General features: G+C 70.5%; 18 protein-coding genes. 11 read left to right on the top strand and 7 right to left on the bottom strand.

From position 1 onward, the window contains the following. Nucleotides 1-51 precede the first annotated feature (51 nt). From VIG79_RS03675 to VIG79_RS03650, 6 genes are all read left to right on the top strand, one after another. On the top strand, nucleotides 52-864 hold the full coding sequence (locus tag VIG79_RS03675) for an IclR family transcriptional regulator (protein ID WP_331882294.1): 813 nt from the start codon (nucleotides 52-54) through the stop codon (nucleotides 862-864). Nucleotides 865-1,069: 205 nt separating this feature from the next. Beyond that, nucleotides 1,070-2,713, top strand: a complete 1,644-nt coding sequence (locus tag VIG79_RS03670; protein WP_331882293.1) for an ABC transporter substrate-binding protein — start codon at nucleotides 1,070-1,072, stop codon at nucleotides 2,711-2,713. Between the two features lie 95 nt (nucleotides 2,714-2,808). Next, nucleotides 2,809-3,762, top strand: a complete 954-nt coding sequence (locus VIG79_RS03665; protein WP_331882292.1) for an ABC transporter permease — start codon at nucleotides 2,809-2,811, stop codon at nucleotides 3,760-3,762. After that, nucleotides 3,759-4,730 (top strand): ABC transporter permease, encoded by a 972-nt coding sequence (locus tag VIG79_RS03660; protein WP_331882289.1) that lies wholly within the window; start codon nucleotides 3,759-3,761, stop codon nucleotides 4,728-4,730. The genes VIG79_RS03665 and VIG79_RS03660 overlap by 4 nt, the downstream gene beginning before the upstream one ends. Further along, a complete protein-coding gene (locus tag VIG79_RS03655) occupies nucleotides 4,727-5,749 on the top strand; it encodes an ABC transporter ATP-binding protein (RefSeq protein ID WP_331882287.1) in 1,023 nt (340 codons plus the stop codon). Before VIG79_RS03660 ends, VIG79_RS03655 begins: the two co-directional genes overlap by 4 nt. Then, nucleotides 5,746-6,759 carry a dipeptide ABC transporter ATP-binding protein gene (locus VIG79_RS03650; protein WP_331882284.1) on the top strand — a complete coding sequence of 338 codons (1,014 nt, stop codon included), beginning with the start codon at nucleotides 5,746-5,748 and terminating at the stop codon, nucleotides 6,757-6,759. The genes VIG79_RS03655 and VIG79_RS03650 overlap by 4 nt, the downstream gene beginning before the upstream one ends. A gap of 135 nt (nucleotides 6,760-6,894) precedes the next feature. On the opposite strand, the gene VIG79_RS03645 is transcribed toward VIG79_RS03650, so the two are convergent. Genes VIG79_RS03645 through VIG79_RS03635 form a run of 3 tightly spaced genes read right to left on the bottom strand, consistent with a single transcriptional unit; the run spans nucleotide 6,895 to nucleotide 9,510 of the window. Then, nucleotides 6,895-7,767, bottom strand: a complete 873-nt coding sequence (locus tag VIG79_RS03645) for a fumarylacetoacetate hydrolase family protein (RefSeq protein ID WP_331882282.1) — start codon at nucleotides 7,765-7,767, stop codon at nucleotides 6,895-6,897. 40 nt (nucleotides 7,768-7,807) lie between these two features. Next, nucleotides 7,808-9,124 carry an aspartate aminotransferase family protein gene (locus VIG79_RS03640; protein WP_331882279.1) on the bottom strand — a complete coding sequence of 439 codons (1,317 nt, stop codon included), beginning with the start codon at nucleotides 9,122-9,124 and terminating at the stop codon, nucleotides 7,808-7,810. After that, a complete protein-coding gene (locus VIG79_RS03635; protein WP_331882276.1) occupies nucleotides 9,121-9,510 on the bottom strand; it encodes a RidA family protein in 390 nt (129 codons plus the stop codon). Before VIG79_RS03635 ends, VIG79_RS03640 begins: the two co-directional genes overlap by 4 nt. Before the next feature lie 154 nt (nucleotides 9,511-9,664). Between VIG79_RS03635 and VIG79_RS03630 the strand changes: the two genes are divergently transcribed. Together VIG79_RS03630 and VIG79_RS03625 are read left to right on the top strand one after the other, a co-directional pair. Beyond that, entirely contained in the window at nucleotides 9,665-10,498 is an 834-nt protein-coding gene (locus VIG79_RS03630) for an amidohydrolase family protein (protein ID WP_331882274.1), read from the top strand. Further along, nucleotides 10,495-11,598: an alanine racemase gene (locus VIG79_RS03625; protein ID WP_331882271.1), complete on the top strand. Its 1,104-nt coding sequence runs from the start codon at nucleotides 10,495-10,497 to the stop codon at nucleotides 11,596-11,598. The genes VIG79_RS03630 and VIG79_RS03625 overlap by 4 nt, the downstream gene beginning before the upstream one ends. A 104-nt stretch (nucleotides 11,599-11,702) precedes the next feature. Here VIG79_RS03625 and VIG79_RS03620 read toward each other — a convergent pair whose 3' ends face one another. Genes VIG79_RS03620 through lpdA form a run of 4 tightly spaced genes read right to left on the bottom strand, consistent with a single transcriptional unit; the run spans nucleotide 11,703 to nucleotide 14,527 of the window. Beyond that, complete coding sequence (locus VIG79_RS03620; protein WP_331882269.1) at nucleotides 11,703-11,948, bottom strand: peptide methionine sulfoxide reductase; 246 nt, start codon at nucleotides 11,946-11,948, stop codon at nucleotides 11,703-11,705. Between the two features lie 5 nt (nucleotides 11,949-11,953). Next, a complete protein-coding gene (locus VIG79_RS03615) occupies nucleotides 11,954-12,334 on the bottom strand; it encodes a VOC family protein (protein WP_331882267.1) in 381 nt (126 codons plus the stop codon). Continuing rightward, nucleotides 12,331-13,101 carry a class I SAM-dependent methyltransferase gene (locus tag VIG79_RS03610; RefSeq protein WP_331882265.1) on the bottom strand — a complete coding sequence of 257 codons (771 nt, stop codon included), beginning with the start codon at nucleotides 13,099-13,101 and terminating at the stop codon, nucleotides 12,331-12,333. The genes VIG79_RS03615 and VIG79_RS03610 overlap by 4 nt, the downstream gene beginning before the upstream one ends. Nucleotides 13,102-13,120: 19 nt before the next feature. Next, nucleotides 13,121-14,527, bottom strand: a complete 1,407-nt coding sequence (gene lpdA, locus VIG79_RS03605; protein WP_331882263.1) for a dihydrolipoyl dehydrogenase — start codon at nucleotides 14,525-14,527, stop codon at nucleotides 13,121-13,123. A gap of 136 nt (nucleotides 14,528-14,663) precedes the next feature. Here lpdA and VIG79_RS03600 point away from each other — a divergent pair, with 136 nt between their 5' ends. The 3 genes from VIG79_RS03600 (at nucleotide 14,664) to VIG79_RS03590 (ending at nucleotide 17,758) form a co-directional block, all read left to right on the top strand. Beyond that, nucleotides 14,664-14,978: a DUF3311 domain-containing protein gene (locus VIG79_RS03600; RefSeq protein ID WP_331882261.1), complete on the top strand. Its 315-nt coding sequence runs from the start codon at nucleotides 14,664-14,666 to the stop codon at nucleotides 14,976-14,978. After that, nucleotides 14,975-16,630, top strand: coding sequence for a monocarboxylate uptake permease MctP (gene mctP, locus VIG79_RS03595; protein ID WP_331882258.1), 1,656 nt, complete (start codon nucleotides 14,975-14,977; stop codon nucleotides 16,628-16,630). The genes VIG79_RS03600 and mctP overlap by 4 nt, the downstream gene beginning before the upstream one ends. Nucleotides 16,631-16,705: 75 nt before the next feature. Beyond that, nucleotides 16,706-17,758 (top strand): CapA family protein, encoded by a 1,053-nt coding sequence (locus VIG79_RS03590; RefSeq protein WP_331882256.1) that lies wholly within the window; start codon nucleotides 16,706-16,708, stop codon nucleotides 17,756-17,758. Nucleotides 17,759-17,802 lie beyond the last annotated feature (44 nt).

The raw sequence follows: 17,802 nt of genomic DNA, 5'->3' as shown, positions 1-17,802 counted from the left end.
CCAGGTTGGTGCGAGCCGACGCAAGCACCGGACGCGTGACGAGAGGCGCCCATGCCCGACGAGCAGCGGGGCAAAAGCAACTACCACACCCACGCGCTGGCCCGCGGGCTGCTGGTCCTCGAGACCGTGGCCGGCCGGCGCGACCCCGCCACGCTCACCGAGATCCACGAGACGAGCGGGCTGCCCAAGAGCACCATCGTGCGGCTGCTCAGTGCGCTCGTGGAGGAGGACTACCTCGTGCGGGTGGACGAGCGCCCGTCCTACCGTCTCGGGCACAAGGTCATGGCGCTGGCCAACTCGTTCATGGAGACCCTGAGCGTCCCCGAGCTGGCCCGTCAGCACCTGGTCTCGTTGGCTGCCGAGACCCGGCAGACCGCCAACCTCGCCGTCCTCGACGGCACACACGTCCTCCACGTCGCGGTCGAGCACCCCGCGCGACCGTTGCGCCTCGACGCCAGCGTGGGTGACCGGGCCGTGCCGTACGCCACCGGCCTCGGGAAGGTTCTGCTCGCCGGCCTGTCGGTCGACGAGGTCGGCGCCCACCTGCCGCCGATCCCCTGGATCCCGGCCACCCAGACGACCATCACCAACCCGCAGCAGCTCGAGCCCGTCATCGCCGGGGTCCGCCGGCAGGGGTATGCGTACGACGACGAGGAGTGGGACGAGGGGCTGCGCTGCATGGCCGTCCCGGTGGCGGCGAACGGCACCACGCTCGCCGCGCTGAGCATCTCCGGGGCGGCCGGCGAGTTCTCCGACGACGTGCGCCCGCGGTTCCTCGAGCTGCTGCAGACCACCGCCGACTCGCTCGCCCACGACGCGACGATCGTCGCTGCGCTGACCTCCGCCCCGCGGCCGCGCGGCTGACGCCGGGACGAACCACCGAGGCCAACCCGCAACATGGAACGTCTTGCCATGTCGGGCCCGACGCTCCTACGATGACTCCACCGCGGGCCGGTCGCCCCCACTGTCGTGGTGTCCGACGCCCCTGTCCTTTGTCGTCCCTCACCGTGGGCGCGACGGGCGATGGTTCGCGTCCTCTCACCCCGTCTCGACCACGAAGGAGCCGACGATGACTCGAGGCACACGGACGGCGACGGGAGCGCTCAGCGTTGCCGTGGCCGGGGTCCTGGCGCTCGCGGCCTGTTCACCCCCGCCGGCCGCCGACGGCAGCGGGAGCGCCACCGCCACGGGCGGCGGTAGCACCACCAACGCGCTGACCATCTGGCTGCAGCAGAAGCCTGACACCGGCAGCCCACTGCTCGGCGGCACCGCCGGCAACGGGCAGATCATCACGCCGGTGCTCGACCAGCTCGTCAACATCGCCGCCGACGGCACCCTGGAGCCCCGCACCGCGGCGAAGTGGGAGCTCTCCTCCGACGCCAAGACCCTCACGCTGACCCTGGCCGACCAGAAATGGTCGGACGGCAAGCCCTTCACCGCCGACGACGTCCTGTTCACCCTGAACCTCTACGTGAACCCCGCCGTCAAGTCGCCGATCGCCACCGTCCTCAAGCCGATCGCCGGCTACGAGGAGGTCCAGTCGGGCGCGGCCAAGGAGATGTCCGGCGTCAAGAAGGTCGACGACAAGACCGTCCAGATCAGCCTGAAGACCCCCGACGTCGGGTTCATGTACACCCTCTTCGGCGCGACCATCTACATCCTCCAGAAGGACACGATCGGCAAGGAGGACCCCGCGACGGTCGCCTCCTCCCCGATCTGGGTGACGCCCGGCAAGGTGCCCGGCCTCGGCCCCTTCACGCTGACCGCATACTCCGCCGGACAGCGCGCGGAGTTCACCCGCAACCCGAACTTCCGCAAGCCGGTGAAGTTCGAGAAGCTCAACGAGGTTCTGGTCACCCAGGACGTCGCGACTCAGCAGATGTCTTCGGGCGAGATGGACCTCACCCTCGTCGCCGCGACCGACGTCAAGACCGTGCAGGGAATGCAGGGCGTCAAGACGGTCAGCAACGAGGTCCCGGGCTTCGACCGCTACACGATCAACCAGCGCAAGCCGTACCTCAAGAACCCCAAGGTCCGGCAGGGCATCCTCACCGCCATCGACCGCGCGGGCATCATCTCGTCGATCTACGCCGGTGCCGCCAAGCCGATCAACACCTCGTTCACCTCGCCGAAGGTGACCAGGGACGGCTTCAACGCGTATGCCTACGACCCGACCAAGGCCAAGCAGCTGCTGACCGAGGGAGGCTGGGACTTCAACCAGGAGTTCGTCATCCGCGAGGTCAACAACAACGCGCAACGCGCCGCCGTCGACCAGGTGGTCCTCAAGAACCTCCAGGACATCGGCGTCAAGGCGACGATCAAGCCGGTCGACCAGGCCCAGCTGACCGACATGCTGACCAAGGGCGACTACGACGCCCTGCTCTACGGCGGCGGCATCTACGTCGCCGACCCGGAGACCAACATCCCGATGATCACCTGCGCCAACGCCTACCCCAAGGGTGCGAACCTGCCGAACTACTGCAACCCCCAGGTGGACTCGTTGCTCGCGCAGGCGTCGACCACCATCGACGAGGCGAAGCGCAACCAGATCCTCACCGAGGCCGGCAAGCTCGAGAACGCCGACGTCTCCCACCTGTGGATCGCGCAGCCGACGCGGGTCTACGCCTTCAGCCCGAAGATCACCGGCGGCATCCGTGGTGGCGACGGCATGGCCGCCGCGCTGATGTCCGTACAGGACTGGACGGTGAAGTGACGAGAATGTCCTGACCCGCCAACGCCCGTCCCGGTCGGCTCCGTCCCTGCGCCGCCCGGGACGGGCACGGTATGCCGCGAGGAGGCCCAGACCGCATGCTGCGTTACGTCGTGACCCGGTTCATCACGATGCTGCTGGTGCTGTTCGTGGTCTCGGCGGCCCTGTTCTCGCTCAGCCATGCGGCTCCGGGCGGTCCGCTGGCCTCGCTGGTCCCACCGGACATGGTCGGCGACTCCGGTCCGCTCATCGAGGCCAAGACCAAGGAGTTCGGGCTCGACCAGCCGCTGCCGGTCCAGTACCTGCGGTGGGTGAGCCACATCGCCGTCGGCGACCTCGGGACGTCGTTCCAGTTCAACCGGTCGGTCGCGTCACTGATGCTCGAACGCATCGCCCCGACGCTCGAGCTGATGGGCCTCGGTCTGGTCATCGGCACCCTGCTGGCGCTGTTCCTGGGGGTGGTCCAGGCGTCGCGCAAGGGCTCGGTGGTCGACTACGGCATCGGCACCGTCTCATTGGTCCTCATGTCCACGCCGGCGTTCTTCCTCGGGATGGTCGCGATCTACATCCTGTCGGCCCGGTTCGGCCTCCTCCCCTCGTCGCAGATGAGCTCGCCGGGTGACGGGAGCACCGCCGACCTGCTGCGCCACCTTGTCCTGCCGGTGAGCGTGCTCGCCATCGTCCACTGCGCGGTGATGACCCGGTACGTGCGGGTCGGCCTGCTCGAGGAGCTGTCCAGCGACTACGTCCGGACGGCACTGGCCCAGGGCGCGACGCGGCGGCAGGCCCGGCGCAAGGGACTGCGCAACACGCTCGGACCGCTGGTCACCGTCGTCATGATCTCGGTACCGGCGCTGCTCGGCGGGGCCGTCGTGCTGGAGGCGGTGTTCTCCTGGCCAGGAATGGGTTCGCTGGTCCTGGCCGCCATCGAGTTCCGGGACTACCCGATCATCCTGGCCTTCGGCATGATCGTCGCCCTGCTCGTGGTGCTGAGCAACTTCGCCGCCGACATCCTGGTCTCGGTGCTCGACCCGAGGGTGAGGCTGCAGTGAGCGAACCCGCGTTCTCCGGCGCGGACAGCGCCGACATCGCGGCCCGCGCCGCCCGGGCCGAGGTCTCGGCCGACAGCACGGCCGAACGGTCTACCGCCGCGGGCGAGACGATGCGCACGCCGCGCAGCCCGTCCCAGCTGGCGCTGCGCCGGTTCTGGTCCAACCTCGGCGCACGGGTCTCCGTCGTCGCCCTCGTCCTGATCATCCTGGCCGTCGTCGTGGGCCCGTACCTCCTCGGCATCGACCCGGACGCCCAGAACCTCACCGCCAGCCGGCAGCCGCCGGGGAACGGACACGCCCTCGGCACCGACCTGCTCGGCCGCGACGTGCTGGCCCGGCTGCTCTCGGGTGGTCGGGTATCGATCCTCGTCGGCCTCGCGACGGCGGCATCGGCCCTGGCCCTCGGGACCGTCGTCGGGGTCGTCGCCGGCAGCGCCGGAGGTCGCGTCGACTCCGCGCTGATGCGGATCACCGACATCTTCATGGCCGTGCCGTCGCTGCTCGTCGTCATCGTCTGCGGAGGCATCCTCGGCCCGTCGATCGCGCTGCTCGTCGGGCTGATCGCGGCGTTCGCGTGGCCCACCTCGGCCCGGATCGCCCGCTCGGTCGTGCTCAGCGTGCGCGAGCTGGACTTCGTCAAGGCCGCTACGGCGGCCGGGACGCGCAGACCCACGATCATGCGCCGCCACCTGCTGCCCGCAGTGATCCCGCAGGTCACCGTCAGCGGCGCCCTGCTCGTCGCGACCGCCATCCTCTCCGAGGCGGCGCTGTCCTTCCTCGGCCTCGGCGTCGTCCCGCCGCAGGCGTCCTGGGGCAACATGCTCCAGAGCGCGCAGTCGTTCACCGTCATCTCGTCGATGCCCTGGCTGTGGCTCCCCCCGGGCCTCGCGATCATCCTCACCTCGGTCTCGGTCATCTTCATCGGGGACGGGATGCGCGACGCCCTCGACCCGAAGGCCAGCCGATGAGCCTGCTCGAGGTCCGCGACCTCAGCGTCGAGTTCGACACCCTCGACGGGCCGGTGCACGCCGTCCGTGATCTGTCGTTCTCGCTCGACGCGGGCGAGTCGCTGGGGATCGTCGGCGAGTCCGGCTCCGGCAAGACCGTCTCGGTGCTCACCCTGATGCGGTTGCTGCCCAGCAACGCTCGCGTCACCAGCGGACAGGTCCTCCTCGACGGCACCGACATCCTGCGGCTGTCGGAGAAGCAGATGAGGGCGGTTCGCGGCAAGCGGGTCAGCATGGTCTTCCAGGACCCGATGACCGCCCTCAACCCCGTGGAGCGGATCAGCAAGCAGGTCGGCAACACCGTCGAGTACCACGACCACAAGGCCACCCGGCAGCAGGTCCGGCGCCGGGTCGTCGAGACACTCGAGTCGGTCGGGGTTCCCGACGCCGAGCGCCGCGCCGACCAGTACCCCCACCAGTGGTCCGGCGGGATGCGCCAGCGCGCGGTCATCGCCATGGCCCTCATCAACGAGCCAGAGCTCATCGTCGCCGACGAGCCGACGACCGCTCTCGACGCGACGGTGCAGGCGCAGGTCCTCGACGTCCTGCGGCAGGCGCGGGCCGACCGCGGCTGCTCGCTCGTGCTCATCTCGCACGACCTCGGTGTCGTCCGCGAGGTCGCCGACGACGTCCTGGTCATGTATGCGGGGACCAAGGCCGAGTACTGCGACCGGGAGACGATCTTCGCCGACGCCCGGCACCCCTACACCCGCGCGCTGATCCGGGCCCGTCCCGGCTGGGGACCGCGCACCGAGCGGCTGTTCACCATCGCCGGGCGCCCTCCGGACCTGCTCGATGTCCCCGAGGGCTGCCCGTTCGTGCCGCGCTGCACCGAGTCCGAGGGCCTGCAGGCCTGCCGGACCACGGTCCCGCCGTTGCTGGAGGTCGGCCCGCAGCACGTCGCGGCATGTCACCGTGCCCGGGAGCTGGACAACCTCGGGGACCTCACCCCCGTCGGCGCGGACGGAGGCGCGGGATGACCGCCGACACGACGCGTACCCCGCAGGACGTCACCCCGTCCGACGGGGCGAGCGACCGCGTCCTCGAGGTGACCGACCTCAAGGTGCACATCCCGGTGCGGATGGGGATGCGAAAGGTGACGGTCAAGGCCGTCGACGGCGTCAGCTTCACCCTCGAGCGCGGCCGGACCCTCGGGGTCGTCGGCGAGTCGGGGTGCGGCAAGTCGACGACGGCCCGGGCGGTGATGCGTCTCGAAGAGCCGACCAACGGCTCGGTCCGACTGCTGGGCAAGGACATCACCCATCTGTCCGGCGAGGCGCTGCGGAGCATGCGCCGGCACTGCCAGATGGTCTTCCAGGACCCGTACTCCGCGCTGAACCCCCGGCTCACGGTCGGCCAGATCGTCGCCGAACCGATGCAGGCCCAGGGGATGAACCGCGCGGACATCACCGCTCGGGTCGAGGAGCTGCTCGACCTGGTGGGGCTGCAGCCGCGGCACCGGAATGCGTTCCCCCACCAGTTCTCCGGTGGGCAGCGGCAGCGCATCGGGACGGCACGGGCCCTGTCGACGCATCCCGAGGTGCTCATCCTCGACGAGCCGGTCTCGGCCCTCGACGTCTCGGTGCAAGCCCAGGTCGTCAACCTGTTCCGCGACCTGCAGGAACAGTTCGAGATGGGGATGATCTTCATCTCCCACGACCTGTCCGTCGTCCGCCACGTGTCCGACGACGTCGTCGTCATGTACCTCGGGCAGATCGTCGAGCGGGGGCCGGCCGAGGCGGTGCTCAGCACGCCGCACCACCCCTACACGGAGGCGCTGATCTCGGCGGCGCCCGGTCACGACGACGGCGGCGAGCGCCGCCAGCGGATCGTGCTCACCGGCGAGGTGCCCTCGCCCGTGGACCCACCGGCCGGATGCCGGTTCCGGTCGCGCTGCTGGAAGGCGACGCCGGAGTGCGAGCAGCCGCCGCCGCTGGCCGTGCCCGAGGGCGGCACCCACGAGGTGGCCTGCTTCCACCCCGCCCTCTGAGCTCGGCCCGACGCGAGGTGGGCGTCGTGATCTGCCGTGCCATGACCGGTCGCGCAGTGGCGGTCGCGCAGGATCGTGGACGGTTCCTTCCCTCCCGAGGTGGGGGATCGTCCACGACCGGCGCAGGCGGCCGGGTCAGACCTCCGTCGAGCGACCGCTGACGAACGTCGTCAGTCGGCCGACCGGACCGAGGTCGGCGACCATGACGTCGCCGTCGGTGAGGTAGGTCCCGGTCGTCGCGCCGACCCCCGCCGGCGTGCCGGTGAGGATGACGTCGCCAGGTTGCAACGTGAACAGCCGTGACGCGAACGCGACCAGCTGGCGGCAGTCGTGGATCATGTCCGCGGTCGTGCCGTCCTGCTTCAGCTCACCGTTGACGCTGAGCCGCACGGGCAGGTCCTGCGGGTCGGGCACCTCGTCGGCCGTGAGGATCCACGGGCCGATCGGCGCGGCGCCGTCGGACCACTTGCCCTCCAGCCAGTCGAAGAAGCCCGCCCACGCATTGACGTCGCGGTCGTACCCCACGGCCAGCTTGCGCAGCGAGATGTCGTTGCTCGCCGCATACCCGAACACGTGGTCCAGGGCCCGCTCCTCGGAAATCGCCCGGCCGCCGGACCCGATGACGACGCAGAGCTCGGCCTCCCAGTCGGCCGCCGCGGAGATCTCGGGGATCTCGTAGGTCGCGCCGTCGCCGATGACCGACGCCGGCGGCTTCATGAACAGCTTCGGCGAGACCCGGGTCGGATCGACGCGGTCGCCGCCGCCCTCGACGATGTGCTCCTGGTAGTTCGTCGCGACGCAGAGAACCGTCGGCGGCGCGAGCACCGGCGCGAGGATCGTCAGCTCGTCCCACGCGTACGACGCCCGGGCCGGACCGTCCGCGGGCTCCTCCCCCGCCACCACCCCGAGCAGGTCGCCGTCACCGAGGTCTTCGACCCGGGCGCCGTCGTCGACGACCCGACCGTGTCCCACCGACCCGTCGGGTCGCCGGTAGGTGCTCAGACGCATGGATCTCCTTCAGTGCCAAGGCTTACGAGGGGTATGCGCGTCAACGCCGGGGCAGCGCACCCTGCGCGACCAGCTCTGCCACCGCATTGGCGGCTGCGTCGACGGTGCGGTCGACGTCCGCCTCGGTGAACGCGCCCGACACGTGCATGCGCTTCATCGGGATGGGCAGCATGAGGAAGCCGCGGTCGATCATCGCGCGGTGGAAGGCCCGGCTCGCCGCGGAGTCGTTGGCCAGCAGGTCGCGGTAGCCGTGCGCCTCGCCGGGGATGAAGTACGTCGTGAAGGTGCCGCCGAAGCCCTGGATCCGCGCGGCCACCCCGGCGTCGTCGAAGACGCCCTGGAGCCCCGTGCGGACCCGCGCGCCGAGGGCGTGGGTGCGCTCGTAGAACTCCGGGTGCGACGAGAGGTAGCCGAGGGTGGCGAGGCCCGCCGCGCAGGCCACCGAGTTGCCGTTGAAGGTGCCCATGATGGCGACCTGGCCGCCCTGCGCCGGCTCGGCCTCACGCATGACCTCGGCCGACCCACCGACCCCGCTCACCGCATACCCGTTGCCCATGGCCTTGCCGAAGGTCGTGAGGTCGGGACTCACACCGGCGATCTGCTGGAACCCGCCGAGCGCGTGCCGGAAGCCGGTGATGACCTCGTCGAAGATCAGCACGCTCCCTCGGGCGGCGGTCAGCTCGCGCAGCCCCTCGAGGTAGCCCTGGGCCGGCAGCAGCGCCCCGACGTTGTGCGGGATCGGCTCGACGATGACACCGGCGATCTGGTCGGGGTGCTCGTCGAAGAGGGTGCGCAGCGACTCGAGGTCGTTGTACTCGGCGATGAGGGTCGCCTCGAGCGCCTCGGGCAGGATCCCCGCCGACAGCGGGTCCATCCCGTAGGCCCGGTCGGGCGGGGAGATGACGTTGCGCGCGACCGCGTCGGACCAGCCGTGGAAGCCGCCCTGGACCTTGACCAGCAGCGTCCGGCCGGTGTGCGCGCGGGCGATGCGGACCGCGTACGCGACGGCCTCGCTGCCGGTGGTGACGGTGACCATCCGGTCGATGCTGGGGACGACGTCGACGACCGCCTCGGCCAGGCGTACCTCGAGGGTGCTCGTCCCCCACCCCGTGAGGTCGGGCTCGGTCCGGATGGCCTCGATCACGGCCTCGTCGACGACCGGGTCGTGGTGGCCGAGGAGGATCGCGCCGAACGCGGCGTGGTAGTCGAGGTAGCGCTTGCCGTCGAGGTCGGTGACGTAGGCGCCCTCGGCGGCGGCGATGGTGAGCGGGTCCCCGTTGGCGCGGGTGGCGGAGTTGACCACCCCGGCGACGACCTGCTCCGCGCGGGTGGCCAGGTCGGTGATCTCGGCGGTCATGCGCCGGCCCCCTGCGGCAGGTAGGCGATCGCGTCGACCTCGACGCGCACGTCGGGGTGCCCGAACCCGACGACGACCGTCGTCCGGGCCGGCCGGTGCGTGCCGAACCGCTCGGCGTAGAGCTCGTTGAACCGGCCGAACCTCTCGGCCTCCGACAGCCACGCGCCGACCTTGACGACGTCGCTGACCGACGCCCCACCGGCGGTGAGGACGGCCTCGACGTTGTCCAGCGTCAGCGTCACCTCCCGGTCGAAGTCGCCGCGGTAGACGGTGCCGTCCGGCGTCGTCGCGACCTGGCCGGACACGAAGAGGAAGTCCCCGGCCCGCATGCCCGGGCTGAGCGGCACCGTGGGCGGTGGGACGGCTTCGGGAAACACCGCGGTCATGGATGGCTCCGGACGGTCGCAGTAGGCAGGATGGTCCGGACACATCTCCGGGCCGGGACGGCAAGACGGAACGCCGTTTCAGGTGTCACCCTAACCGGTCCGTCAGCGGGGCGGAAGGTTGACGTGAAATCGTGTTCCGTGTAGGGATGGGCGCGTGCTGATCGACGTCCACACCCACGCCATGAACAGCTGTCACTGGGGCTCGGAGTGGGAGGACCACTGGCAGCCCGTCTACGGCTACGGCTGGACCGACATCACGCCCGAGGCCTACGACGCGGCGATGACCGAGGGCGGCGTCGACCTCTCGTTCGTCTTCGGGATCACCGCCCGGTATGCGGGGATGGACACCCCCAACGAGTACATCGCCGAGTTCGTGCGCCGCTGCACGACCAACGTGGTCGGGTTCATGGCGGTCGACCCGACCGACCCGGGCGCGGTCGAGCAGCTGCGCGACGGCGCCGCTCGCGGGCTGCGCGGCATCAAGTGCTACCCGGTGCTCGGGCTCTACGACATCCGCGACGAGGCTCTCGACCCGTTCTACGAGGCGGCGACGGCGGCGGGACTCATCCTGCTGTGGCACATGGGGGCATCCCCGTCGCCGATCGGCAAGCTCGAGCTGTCGAACCCGATCTACGTCGACGAGGTCGCGCGGCGCCATCCCGACCTGGTCCAGATCATCGCCCACCTCGGCCACCCCTGGCAGCGCGAGACGATGGTCGTGATCCGCAAGAACCGGCGGGTCTTCTCCGACGTGTCGGCCTCGTGGGCGCGGCCGGCCGACGGCTACCGCGCTCTCGTCCGGGCGCAGGAGTGGGGCGTCGTGGACCAGCTGCTGTTCGGCTCGGACTACCCGATCTGGACGCCGCAGCAGGCGATCGAAGGGCTCCGCGGGATCGCGGCCAACCGGGTCGAGGGGATGCCGGTGATCAGCCAGGAGCTCGTCGACCACCTGCTGCACGGCGACCACCGCGAACGGCTCGGCCTGTGACCGCCGCGTCTCTCGCGGAGCTGCCGACGCCGTCGCTCGTCGTCGACGTCGAGCGGTGCGAGGCGAACATCCGCCGGGCCGCGGAGACGTTCTCGTCGCACGGGATCGGGCTGCGGCCGCACGTCAAGACCTCCAAGTGCCTCGAGGTGGTGTCGCGCCAGCGGGCCGCGGGCACCCTCGGGTTCACCTGCTCGACTCCGGCCGAGGTGGAGGCCTTCGGGTCGGCCGGGTTCACCGGACTGCTCTGGGCGCACCAGCCGGTCGGGTCGCAGAAGGTCGCCTTCGCGGTCGACGCCGCGCTGCGCTGGGACGTCACCCTGATCGCCGACTCGCAGGACGTGGCCGGCCCGCTCTCGCAGGAGGCCGTCCGGCGGGGCACCGTCGTCGACCTGATGCTCGACGTCGACACCGGTCAGCACCGCACGGGTGTCGACCCCGGGCGCGCGGTGGAGGTCGGCCGAGCGATCGCCGGCCTGCCGGGCGTGCGGCTGGCCGGCGTGCTCACCCATGAGGGGCACCTCGGCGCATACCTGGCCGATCGGGCGGGCCTCGAGGCGGCGGGCCGTGGTGTCGGTGCTCGGCTGGCGGGCGTCGCTGCCGGACTGCGCGAGGCCGGCCTCCCGTGCGACATCGTCTCGGTCGGCTCCACGCCCGGGATGACGTCGTCACCGTATGCGGACGGCGTCACCGAGGGTCGACCGGGCACCTATGTCTACTTCGACGCGAACCAGGTTCGGCTGGGCAGCGCGCCGTTCGACCAGTGCGCCCTCAGCGTCCTGGCTCGCGTGGTCTCCCGCCAGGGCGACGGCCACGCGATCCTCGACGCCGGGCTCAAGGCGATGAGCTCGGACTCGATCTCGGCCGAGGTCGGCGCCGGCGTGGTGTGCGACCTCGACGCGGTCCCGCTGCCCGACGTCACCTTCCCGACGGCCAACGAGGAGCACGGGTTCCTCGCCGGGGCCGGTGTGAACCGGCTGAGCGTGGGCGACCTGGTCCGGGTGATCCCGAACCACGCCTGCGGCACCACCAACATGTGGAGCCGCCTCCACGCCGTGTCACCCGACGGCGTGGAGGTCTGGCCGATCGTGGCCCGCCACTGACCGTCGCCGACGCCGCGTGGCCGAGACGTCACGAACCCACCCGTCTTCGCGGGGGTCGGCGTCGTTTCGTGGCCGAGATGCCAGAAACCGGCGCCGCCACCGCGTCAGGCCTTCCAGCCCTCGAGGAACGCTACGACCTTGGCCGCCGGCATCTCGCACGGCCGCAGCTGCGCTCCCCCGCTGAGCCGGAACACGTTGGCGCTGACCACGTCGGGCCCGCCCAGCTCCTCCGCGAACAGGCTGACGCTCCGGCCGTCGGTATGCGTCGTCCGGGTGAGCCCGTAGCGGCGGCCGGCGTACGAGACGGCCGACCAGCCCTCGGGCACCCGGTCGAGCAGGTCCTCCAACAAGGGGGTCAGAGTCCGTAGGCCAGCCGGTGCTTCGGCTGGTAGAGCATGATCGGGTCCGCGCCGGGCACCTCGACCATGACGCACAGGCCGAACGGCCGGTCGGCCGGCTGGCCCTCGATGACCGCCCCGCGGCCCCGCAGCTCGACGACGGTCGCCTCGAGGTCGTCGCACAGCAGCGAGATGGTGTGCTGTCGGGACGCTGACCAGCCGTCCCCCGAGGTCGGGTGGACGCCCACCTCACTGCGCCCGGACCGGAAGATCAGCCAGTCCGACGCCTCGGTTCCCTCGTCGTCGGACACGAACGGCCAGCGCAGCACGTCGCGGAAGAACGCCCGCGTCGCCGTGGCGTCGTCGGAGTAGACCAGTGCATGCATCGCCGTGATCATGACCGCACCCTTCCACGCGCCGCCCACGCGGTCGCGTCCAGCGTGAACTCCCCGTCGGGCACCCGCGTCCGGCACGCCGCGATGACCCGGTCGCGAGTCGCGTCGTCGACCGACCGCACGTAGTCCCCGGCCGGACCGACGCCCAGCGTGTAGGGCTCCCACCAGTCCTCGAACGAGGTGTAGGCCCGGGTCGCCGTGAGCTCGCCTCCGACGACATCGTCGAGACCGCACGAGCCCAGCAACGTCACGAGCTGCCCCTCGGTCGACCCCATCAGCGACCCTTCGTCGCGCGCGTCCGGGTCGACCTCGGCGACCGCGGACCAGAAGATCGACAGCGGACCGCGGCCCCCGGCGTGGTCCCAGACGCATACCGCCACGACCCCACCCGGACGGGTGACTCGAGCCATCTGCCCCACGCCCGCGGCCGGGTCCTTCATGAAGTGGACGACGAGCTGCGCGAGGGCCGCGTCGAACGCGTTGTCCGCGAACGGCAGCGACTCGGCCGGCGCGAGCCGGATGTCGACGTCGGGCAACCGCGACCGCACCGCCGCCACGAACGGCTCCGACGGATCCGCCCCGGTCACCGCCGACGCACCCAGCCGGTCGACCAGCACCGCCGTCAGCGCACCAGGCCCGCAGCCCACGTCGACCACCCGCATACCCGAGCCGGCGTCGACCGCCGCGAAGTCCGCGAACGGAGCCGACAGCTTCTCCGAGAAGCGCCCCATGAACCGCTGGTAGGCGTTACCCGCAACGTCGAAGGCCATGGCCCTCAGTGTGGCCCAGTCAGAGGTTGATCATGTGGCCCGCGATGCCCTCGACCGCTTCCTTCATGGCCTCGCTGAGCGTCGGGTGGGCGAAGACGTTGCGGGCGACCTCGTCGGCGGTCAGGTCCCACTGCTGGGCCAGGGTCAGCGCTGGGAGCAGCTCGGTGACCTCGGGACCGATCATGTGCGCGCCGAGGATCTCGTTGTGCTCGGAGTCCGCGACGATCTTGACGAAGCCCACCCCTTCGGCCATTCCCCGCGCCTTGCCGTTGGCGGAGAACGGGAACTGGGCGGTCTTCACGTCGTAGCCCCGCTCGCGCGCCTGCTCCTCGGTGTAGCCGAACGACGCGATCTGCGGCTGGCAGAACGTCGCCCGCGGGATCATGTCGAAGTTGATCTCGATGGTCTCCGCGCCGGCGATCGTCTCGGCCGCCACCACGCCCATGGCCTCGGCCGTATGCGCGAGCATCAGCTTCCCGGTGACGTCACCGATCGCGTAGATCCCGTCCACGTTGGTGCGGCCGCGCTCGTCGACGGCGATCGCCCCCCGGTCGGTCAGGGCGACACCCACCGACTCCAGCCCGTAGCCCTCGATCCGCGGCGCGAACCCGATCGCCTGGAGCACCTTGTCGGCCTCGAGCACCTGCTGGTCGCCGCCCTTGGCCGGGCTGACCGTGACCTTGACCTTGCTGTTGGGGTCATCGGGATCCTCGATCGACTCGACCTTGGTCGAGAGCAGCACCTTGACGCCGAGCTTCTTGTACTGCTTGAGCAGCTCCTTGGACACGTCCGGGTCCTCGGTCGGGACCATCCGGTCGAGGAACTCGACGATGGTCACGTCGACGCCGAAGTTCTTCATGACGTAGGCGAACTCGACACCGATGGCGCCCGACCCGGCGATGATGACCGACCCCGGCAGCTGGTCGGTGAGGATCTGCTCCTCGTAGGTCACGACCCGCTCGGACAGCGACGTTCCCGGCACCAGCCGGGTGACCGCCCCCGTCCCGATGATGAGGTTGTCGAAGGTCACGGTCCGGCGGGTCGTGTCGGCCAGCGTGACGTCGAGCGAGGTCGGCGAGGTGATGACGCCCCAGCCGTCGATCTCGTCGATCTTGTTCTTCTTCATGAGGTAGTGGACGCCCTTGGCGCTGGCGTCGGCGACCGCGCGGCTGCGGGCGTGGGTCGGCCCGAACGCCATCGTCGCGTCGCCCTCGATGCCGAAGACCTTCTTCTCGGCGGTGATGATGTGGGCGATCTCCGCGTTGCGCAGCAACGCCTTGCTGGGGATGCAGCCGACGTTGAGGCATACCCCGCCCCAGTACTTCAGCTCGACGACGGCGACCTTCTTGCCGAGCTGTGCCGCCCGGATCGCCGCGACGTACCCACCCGGACCGGCACCAAGGACCACGACGTCGTATTCAGCCATGAGTCCAGCCTAGGGGGCGACCGTTCACATCACAGGACGGCCTACTCGGCGCTCCGAACGCGCCGGATCGCGGCCACCGGAGTACCTTCCCGTGCGGAGGTCGCACGGGAGCGGCCCGAGAACGCGGAGGTGCCTCATGGCCAACGACTCCCCACCCGATACGCGACGCCATTTCCCGGCGCCACCGGCCAACAAGGGCCTGATGGTGCTGGCCGGGGTGCTGGTAGCCATCCCGATCGTCGCCCTCATGCTGGTGAACACCTACGCGAAGAAGGAGCCGGTCGTCGGGGGCTTCCCCTTCTTCTTCTGGTACCAGTTCCTCTGGGTCTTCCTCTGCTCGGGCTTCACGTATGCGGCGTACGTCGTCGTCCGCAAGGCCCGCCCGCACCGCCCGATGAACGCCGAGGGTGACGAGTACCTCGTCGACCCGACCGAGGACGGCACCCGATGACCGGGGTCAACTGGGTCGCGCTGACCGTCCTCGTCGTCCTGTTCGTCATGGTCGCCGTGATGGGGTTCTGGGCCTCACGCTGGCGCCGTCCGCAGAGCATGGAGAGCCTGGACGAGTGGGGCCTCGGCGGGCGCAGCTTCGGCACCTGGATCACCTGGTTCCTGCTCGGCGGCGACCTCTACACCGCCTACACGTTCGTCGCGGTCCCCGCCGCGATGTTCGGTGCCGGCGCCGTCAGCGGCTTCTTCGCGGTGCCCTACACGATCATCCTCTACCCGATCATCTTCATCTTCATGTCTCGGCTGTGGTCGGTGAGCCACCGGCACGGCTACGTCACCCCGGCCGACTTCGTCGCCGGGCGGCACGGCTCACGCGGGCTCTCGCTCGCCGTCTCGATCACCGGGTTCGTCGCGACGATGCCGTACATCGCGCTGCAGCTGGTCGGCATCCAGGCGGTGCTCGAGGTCTCCGGCGTCGGTGGGTCCGGCAACGCCTTCGCCGCCGACCTGCCCTTGTTCATCGCGTTCCTCGTGCTCGCGCTCTACACCTACACCTCGGGGCTGCGCGCGCCGGCGCTCATCGCCTTCGTCAAGGACATTCTCATCTACCTCGTCATCATCGTGGCGATCATCTACCTGCCGTCGCGGTTCGGCGGCTGGGAGGCGATCTTCGGTGCGGCCGAGAAGAAGATGGCGACGCCCAACCCGACCACAGGTGCGCCGACCGGGGTGTTCATCCCCTCGTCGGCGCAGTACTGGGCCTACGCCTCACTGGCCCTCGGGTCGGCGATGGCCCTGTTCATGTACCCGCACTCGATCACCGGCGCACTCGCGTCCAGGAGCCGCAACACGATCCGCCGCAACGCCGCGATCCTGCCGGCGTACAGCCTTGTGCTCGGCCTCCTCGCCCTGCTCGGGTGGGTCGCGATCGCCGCCGGCACCAAGCCGATCGGTCTCGACGGGAAGCCCAACGCCCAGCTGGTCGTCCCGCAGCTGTTCGAGGACTCCTTCCCGGCGTGGTTCGCGGGGGTCGCCTTCGCGGCCATCGCGATCGGCGCGCTCGTGCCGGCCGCCATCATGTCGATCGCGGCGGCCAACACGTTCACGCGGAACATCTACAAGGAGTGGATCAACAAGGACGCGACCATCCAGCAGGAGGCCAAGGTCTCCAAGATCGCGTCCCTGGTGGTCAAGGCGTTCGCGCTGATCTTCGTCCTCACCATGGACAAGCAGAACGCCATCAACCTTCAGCTGCTCGGCGGGATCTGGATCCTCCAGACGCTGCCCTCCATCGTGTTCAGCCTCTACACGCGGTGGTTCCACCGGTGGGCGCTGCTCGCCGGTTGGGCGGTCGGCATGACCTACGGCACGGTCGCGGCGTGGAACGTCGCCAGCGCGGCGACGCCGCACTTCGGTGGCTCGCTCGCCGCCGTCCCCGTGTGGGGCCAGATGGGCTACATCGCGGTGACGGCGTTCGTCCTCAACGTCGTGGTCGCGGCCATCCTCACGCTGATCCTGCGGGCGGCCAAGGCACCGGCCGGGGTCGACTCAACCCAGCCGGCGGACTACTTCGCCGACGAGGGTGACCCCCGGGTCACGCCGATGCCGAAGAGCGTCGAACAGCTCGCCGCCGAGGGCCAGACCCAGGGCTAGCGGCACACCACCCGGCCGAGGAGGTCCGGGCGTGGCGCCACGGCGTCAGGCCCGGACCTCCCTAGCGTTGCCGGTATGCGAGGACGTGCGGCGGGGCTGGTCGCCGGCCTGGGCGTGTGCGTGTCGCTGGCCGCCTGTTCCGGTGAGCCGAAGCCGGAGCCGGAGGCCGCCCGCACGCATACTCCGGTCACCATCGCCTTCGCGGGCGACGTCCACTTCGCCGGCGTCCTGGCCGATCGGTTGTCGAACCCGGCCACGGCGATGGGTCCCCTGACCAGCGTCCTGGCCTCGGCGGACATCGGCGTCCTCAACCTCGAGACCGCCGTCACGACGCGCGGAGCGCCGCAGGCCAAGCAGTTCACGTTCCGATCGCCACCGGTCGTCTTCGACGCGTTGAAGGACGCGGGCGTCGACGTCGTGACGATGGCCAACAACCACGCCCTGGACTACGGTCCGAGCAGCGTCTCGGACGCCCTCGCAGCGGCACAGACGGCCGGTGTGCCCGTGGTCGGGCTCGGCAGTGACGACCAGCAGGCGTTCGCGCCGTGGGTGACGACGGTCCGCGGCGAGCGCGTGGCATTCCTGGGCGCCACCGCCGTGGTCGACGACAGCCTGGTGAAGACATGGTCCGCGGGTCCGGGACAGCCGGGGGTCGCGACGGCGATCGACGGCCAGAACCAGCGGCTGGTCGACGCGGTCCGCGCCGCCCGGGCGACGGCCGACACGGTGGTGGTCGAGCTGCACTACGGCAAGGACCTCACCACCTGCCCGACCGCCGTGCAGCGCCAGCTGGTCACCGACCTCGTGGCCGCGGGCGCCGACATCGTCGTCGGCCAGCACGCGCACGTCCTCCTCGGCGGCGGGTACCTCGGGTCGGCCTACGTCCACTACGGGATGGGCAACTTCCAGTTCTACGCGTCCAACGGCGGGACGAAGACCGAGACCGGCGTCCTTGTCCTCACCGCGGCCGGCCGGACCGTGAGCGCCCCCGAGTGGCACCCGGGAAGGATCGTCGACGGCCTGCCCACCCCGTTGACCGGAGCGGCGGCCACCACGGCCACCGACCGGTGGGAGGGCCTACGCGGCTGTTCCGGCCTGACAGCGGAACCGACGCCCCAGGCCGGCTGAGCCATCGGGGTCAGACGGGGCCACCCACGCCGATCGGGACATCC

Origin of the sequence: Lapillicoccus sp., assembly GCF_036559105.1 — a bacterium.
In the GTDB taxonomy this organism is placed as follows: domain Bacteria; phylum Actinomycetota; class Actinomycetes; order Actinomycetales; family Dermatophilaceae; genus Lapillicoccus.
The sequence above is the reverse complement of the archived record's forward strand: the minus strand, read 5'-3'. Positions and strand labels throughout refer to the sequence as shown.

Coding starts and splice junctions, on each gene's coding strand:
- VIG79_RS03675 (WP_331882294.1), top strand. CDS start 52: ATGCCCGACGAGCAGCGGGGCAAAAGCAACTACCACACCCACGCGCTG.
- VIG79_RS03670 (WP_331882293.1), top strand. CDS start 1,070: ATGACTCGAGGCACACGGACGGCGACGGGAGCGCTCAGCGTTGCCGTG.
- VIG79_RS03665 (WP_331882292.1), top strand. CDS start 2,809: ATGCTGCGTTACGTCGTGACCCGGTTCATCACGATGCTGCTGGTGCTG.
- VIG79_RS03655 (WP_331882287.1), top strand. CDS start 4,727: ATGAGCCTGCTCGAGGTCCGCGACCTCAGCGTCGAGTTCGACACCCTC.
- VIG79_RS03650 (WP_331882284.1), top strand. CDS start 5,746: ATGACCGCCGACACGACGCGTACCCCGCAGGACGTCACCCCGTCCGAC.
- VIG79_RS03645 (WP_331882282.1), bottom strand. CDS start 7,767: ATGCGTCTGAGCACCTACCGGCGACCCGACGGGTCGGTGGGACACGGT.
- VIG79_RS03640 (WP_331882279.1), bottom strand. CDS start 9,124: ATGACCGCCGAGATCACCGACCTGGCCACCCGCGCGGAGCAGGTCGTC.
- VIG79_RS03635 (WP_331882276.1), bottom strand. CDS start 9,510: ATGACCGCGGTGTTTCCCGAAGCCGTCCCACCGCCCACGGTGCCGCTC.
- VIG79_RS03615 (WP_331882267.1), bottom strand. CDS start 12,334: ATGATCACGGCGATGCATGCACTGGTCTACTCCGACGACGCCACGGCG.
- VIG79_RS03610 (WP_331882265.1), bottom strand. CDS start 13,101: ATGGCCTTCGACGTTGCGGGTAACGCCTACCAGCGGTTCATGGGGCGC.
- lpdA (WP_331882263.1), bottom strand. CDS start 14,527: ATGGCTGAATACGACGTCGTGGTCCTTGGTGCCGGTCCGGGTGGGTAC.
- VIG79_RS03600 (WP_331882261.1), top strand. CDS start 14,664: ATGGCCAACGACTCCCCACCCGATACGCGACGCCATTTCCCGGCGCCA.
- mctP (WP_331882258.1), top strand. CDS start 14,975: ATGACCGGGGTCAACTGGGTCGCGCTGACCGTCCTCGTCGTCCTGTTC.
- VIG79_RS03590 (WP_331882256.1), top strand. CDS start 16,706: ATGCGAGGACGTGCGGCGGGGCTGGTCGCCGGCCTGGGCGTGTGCGTG.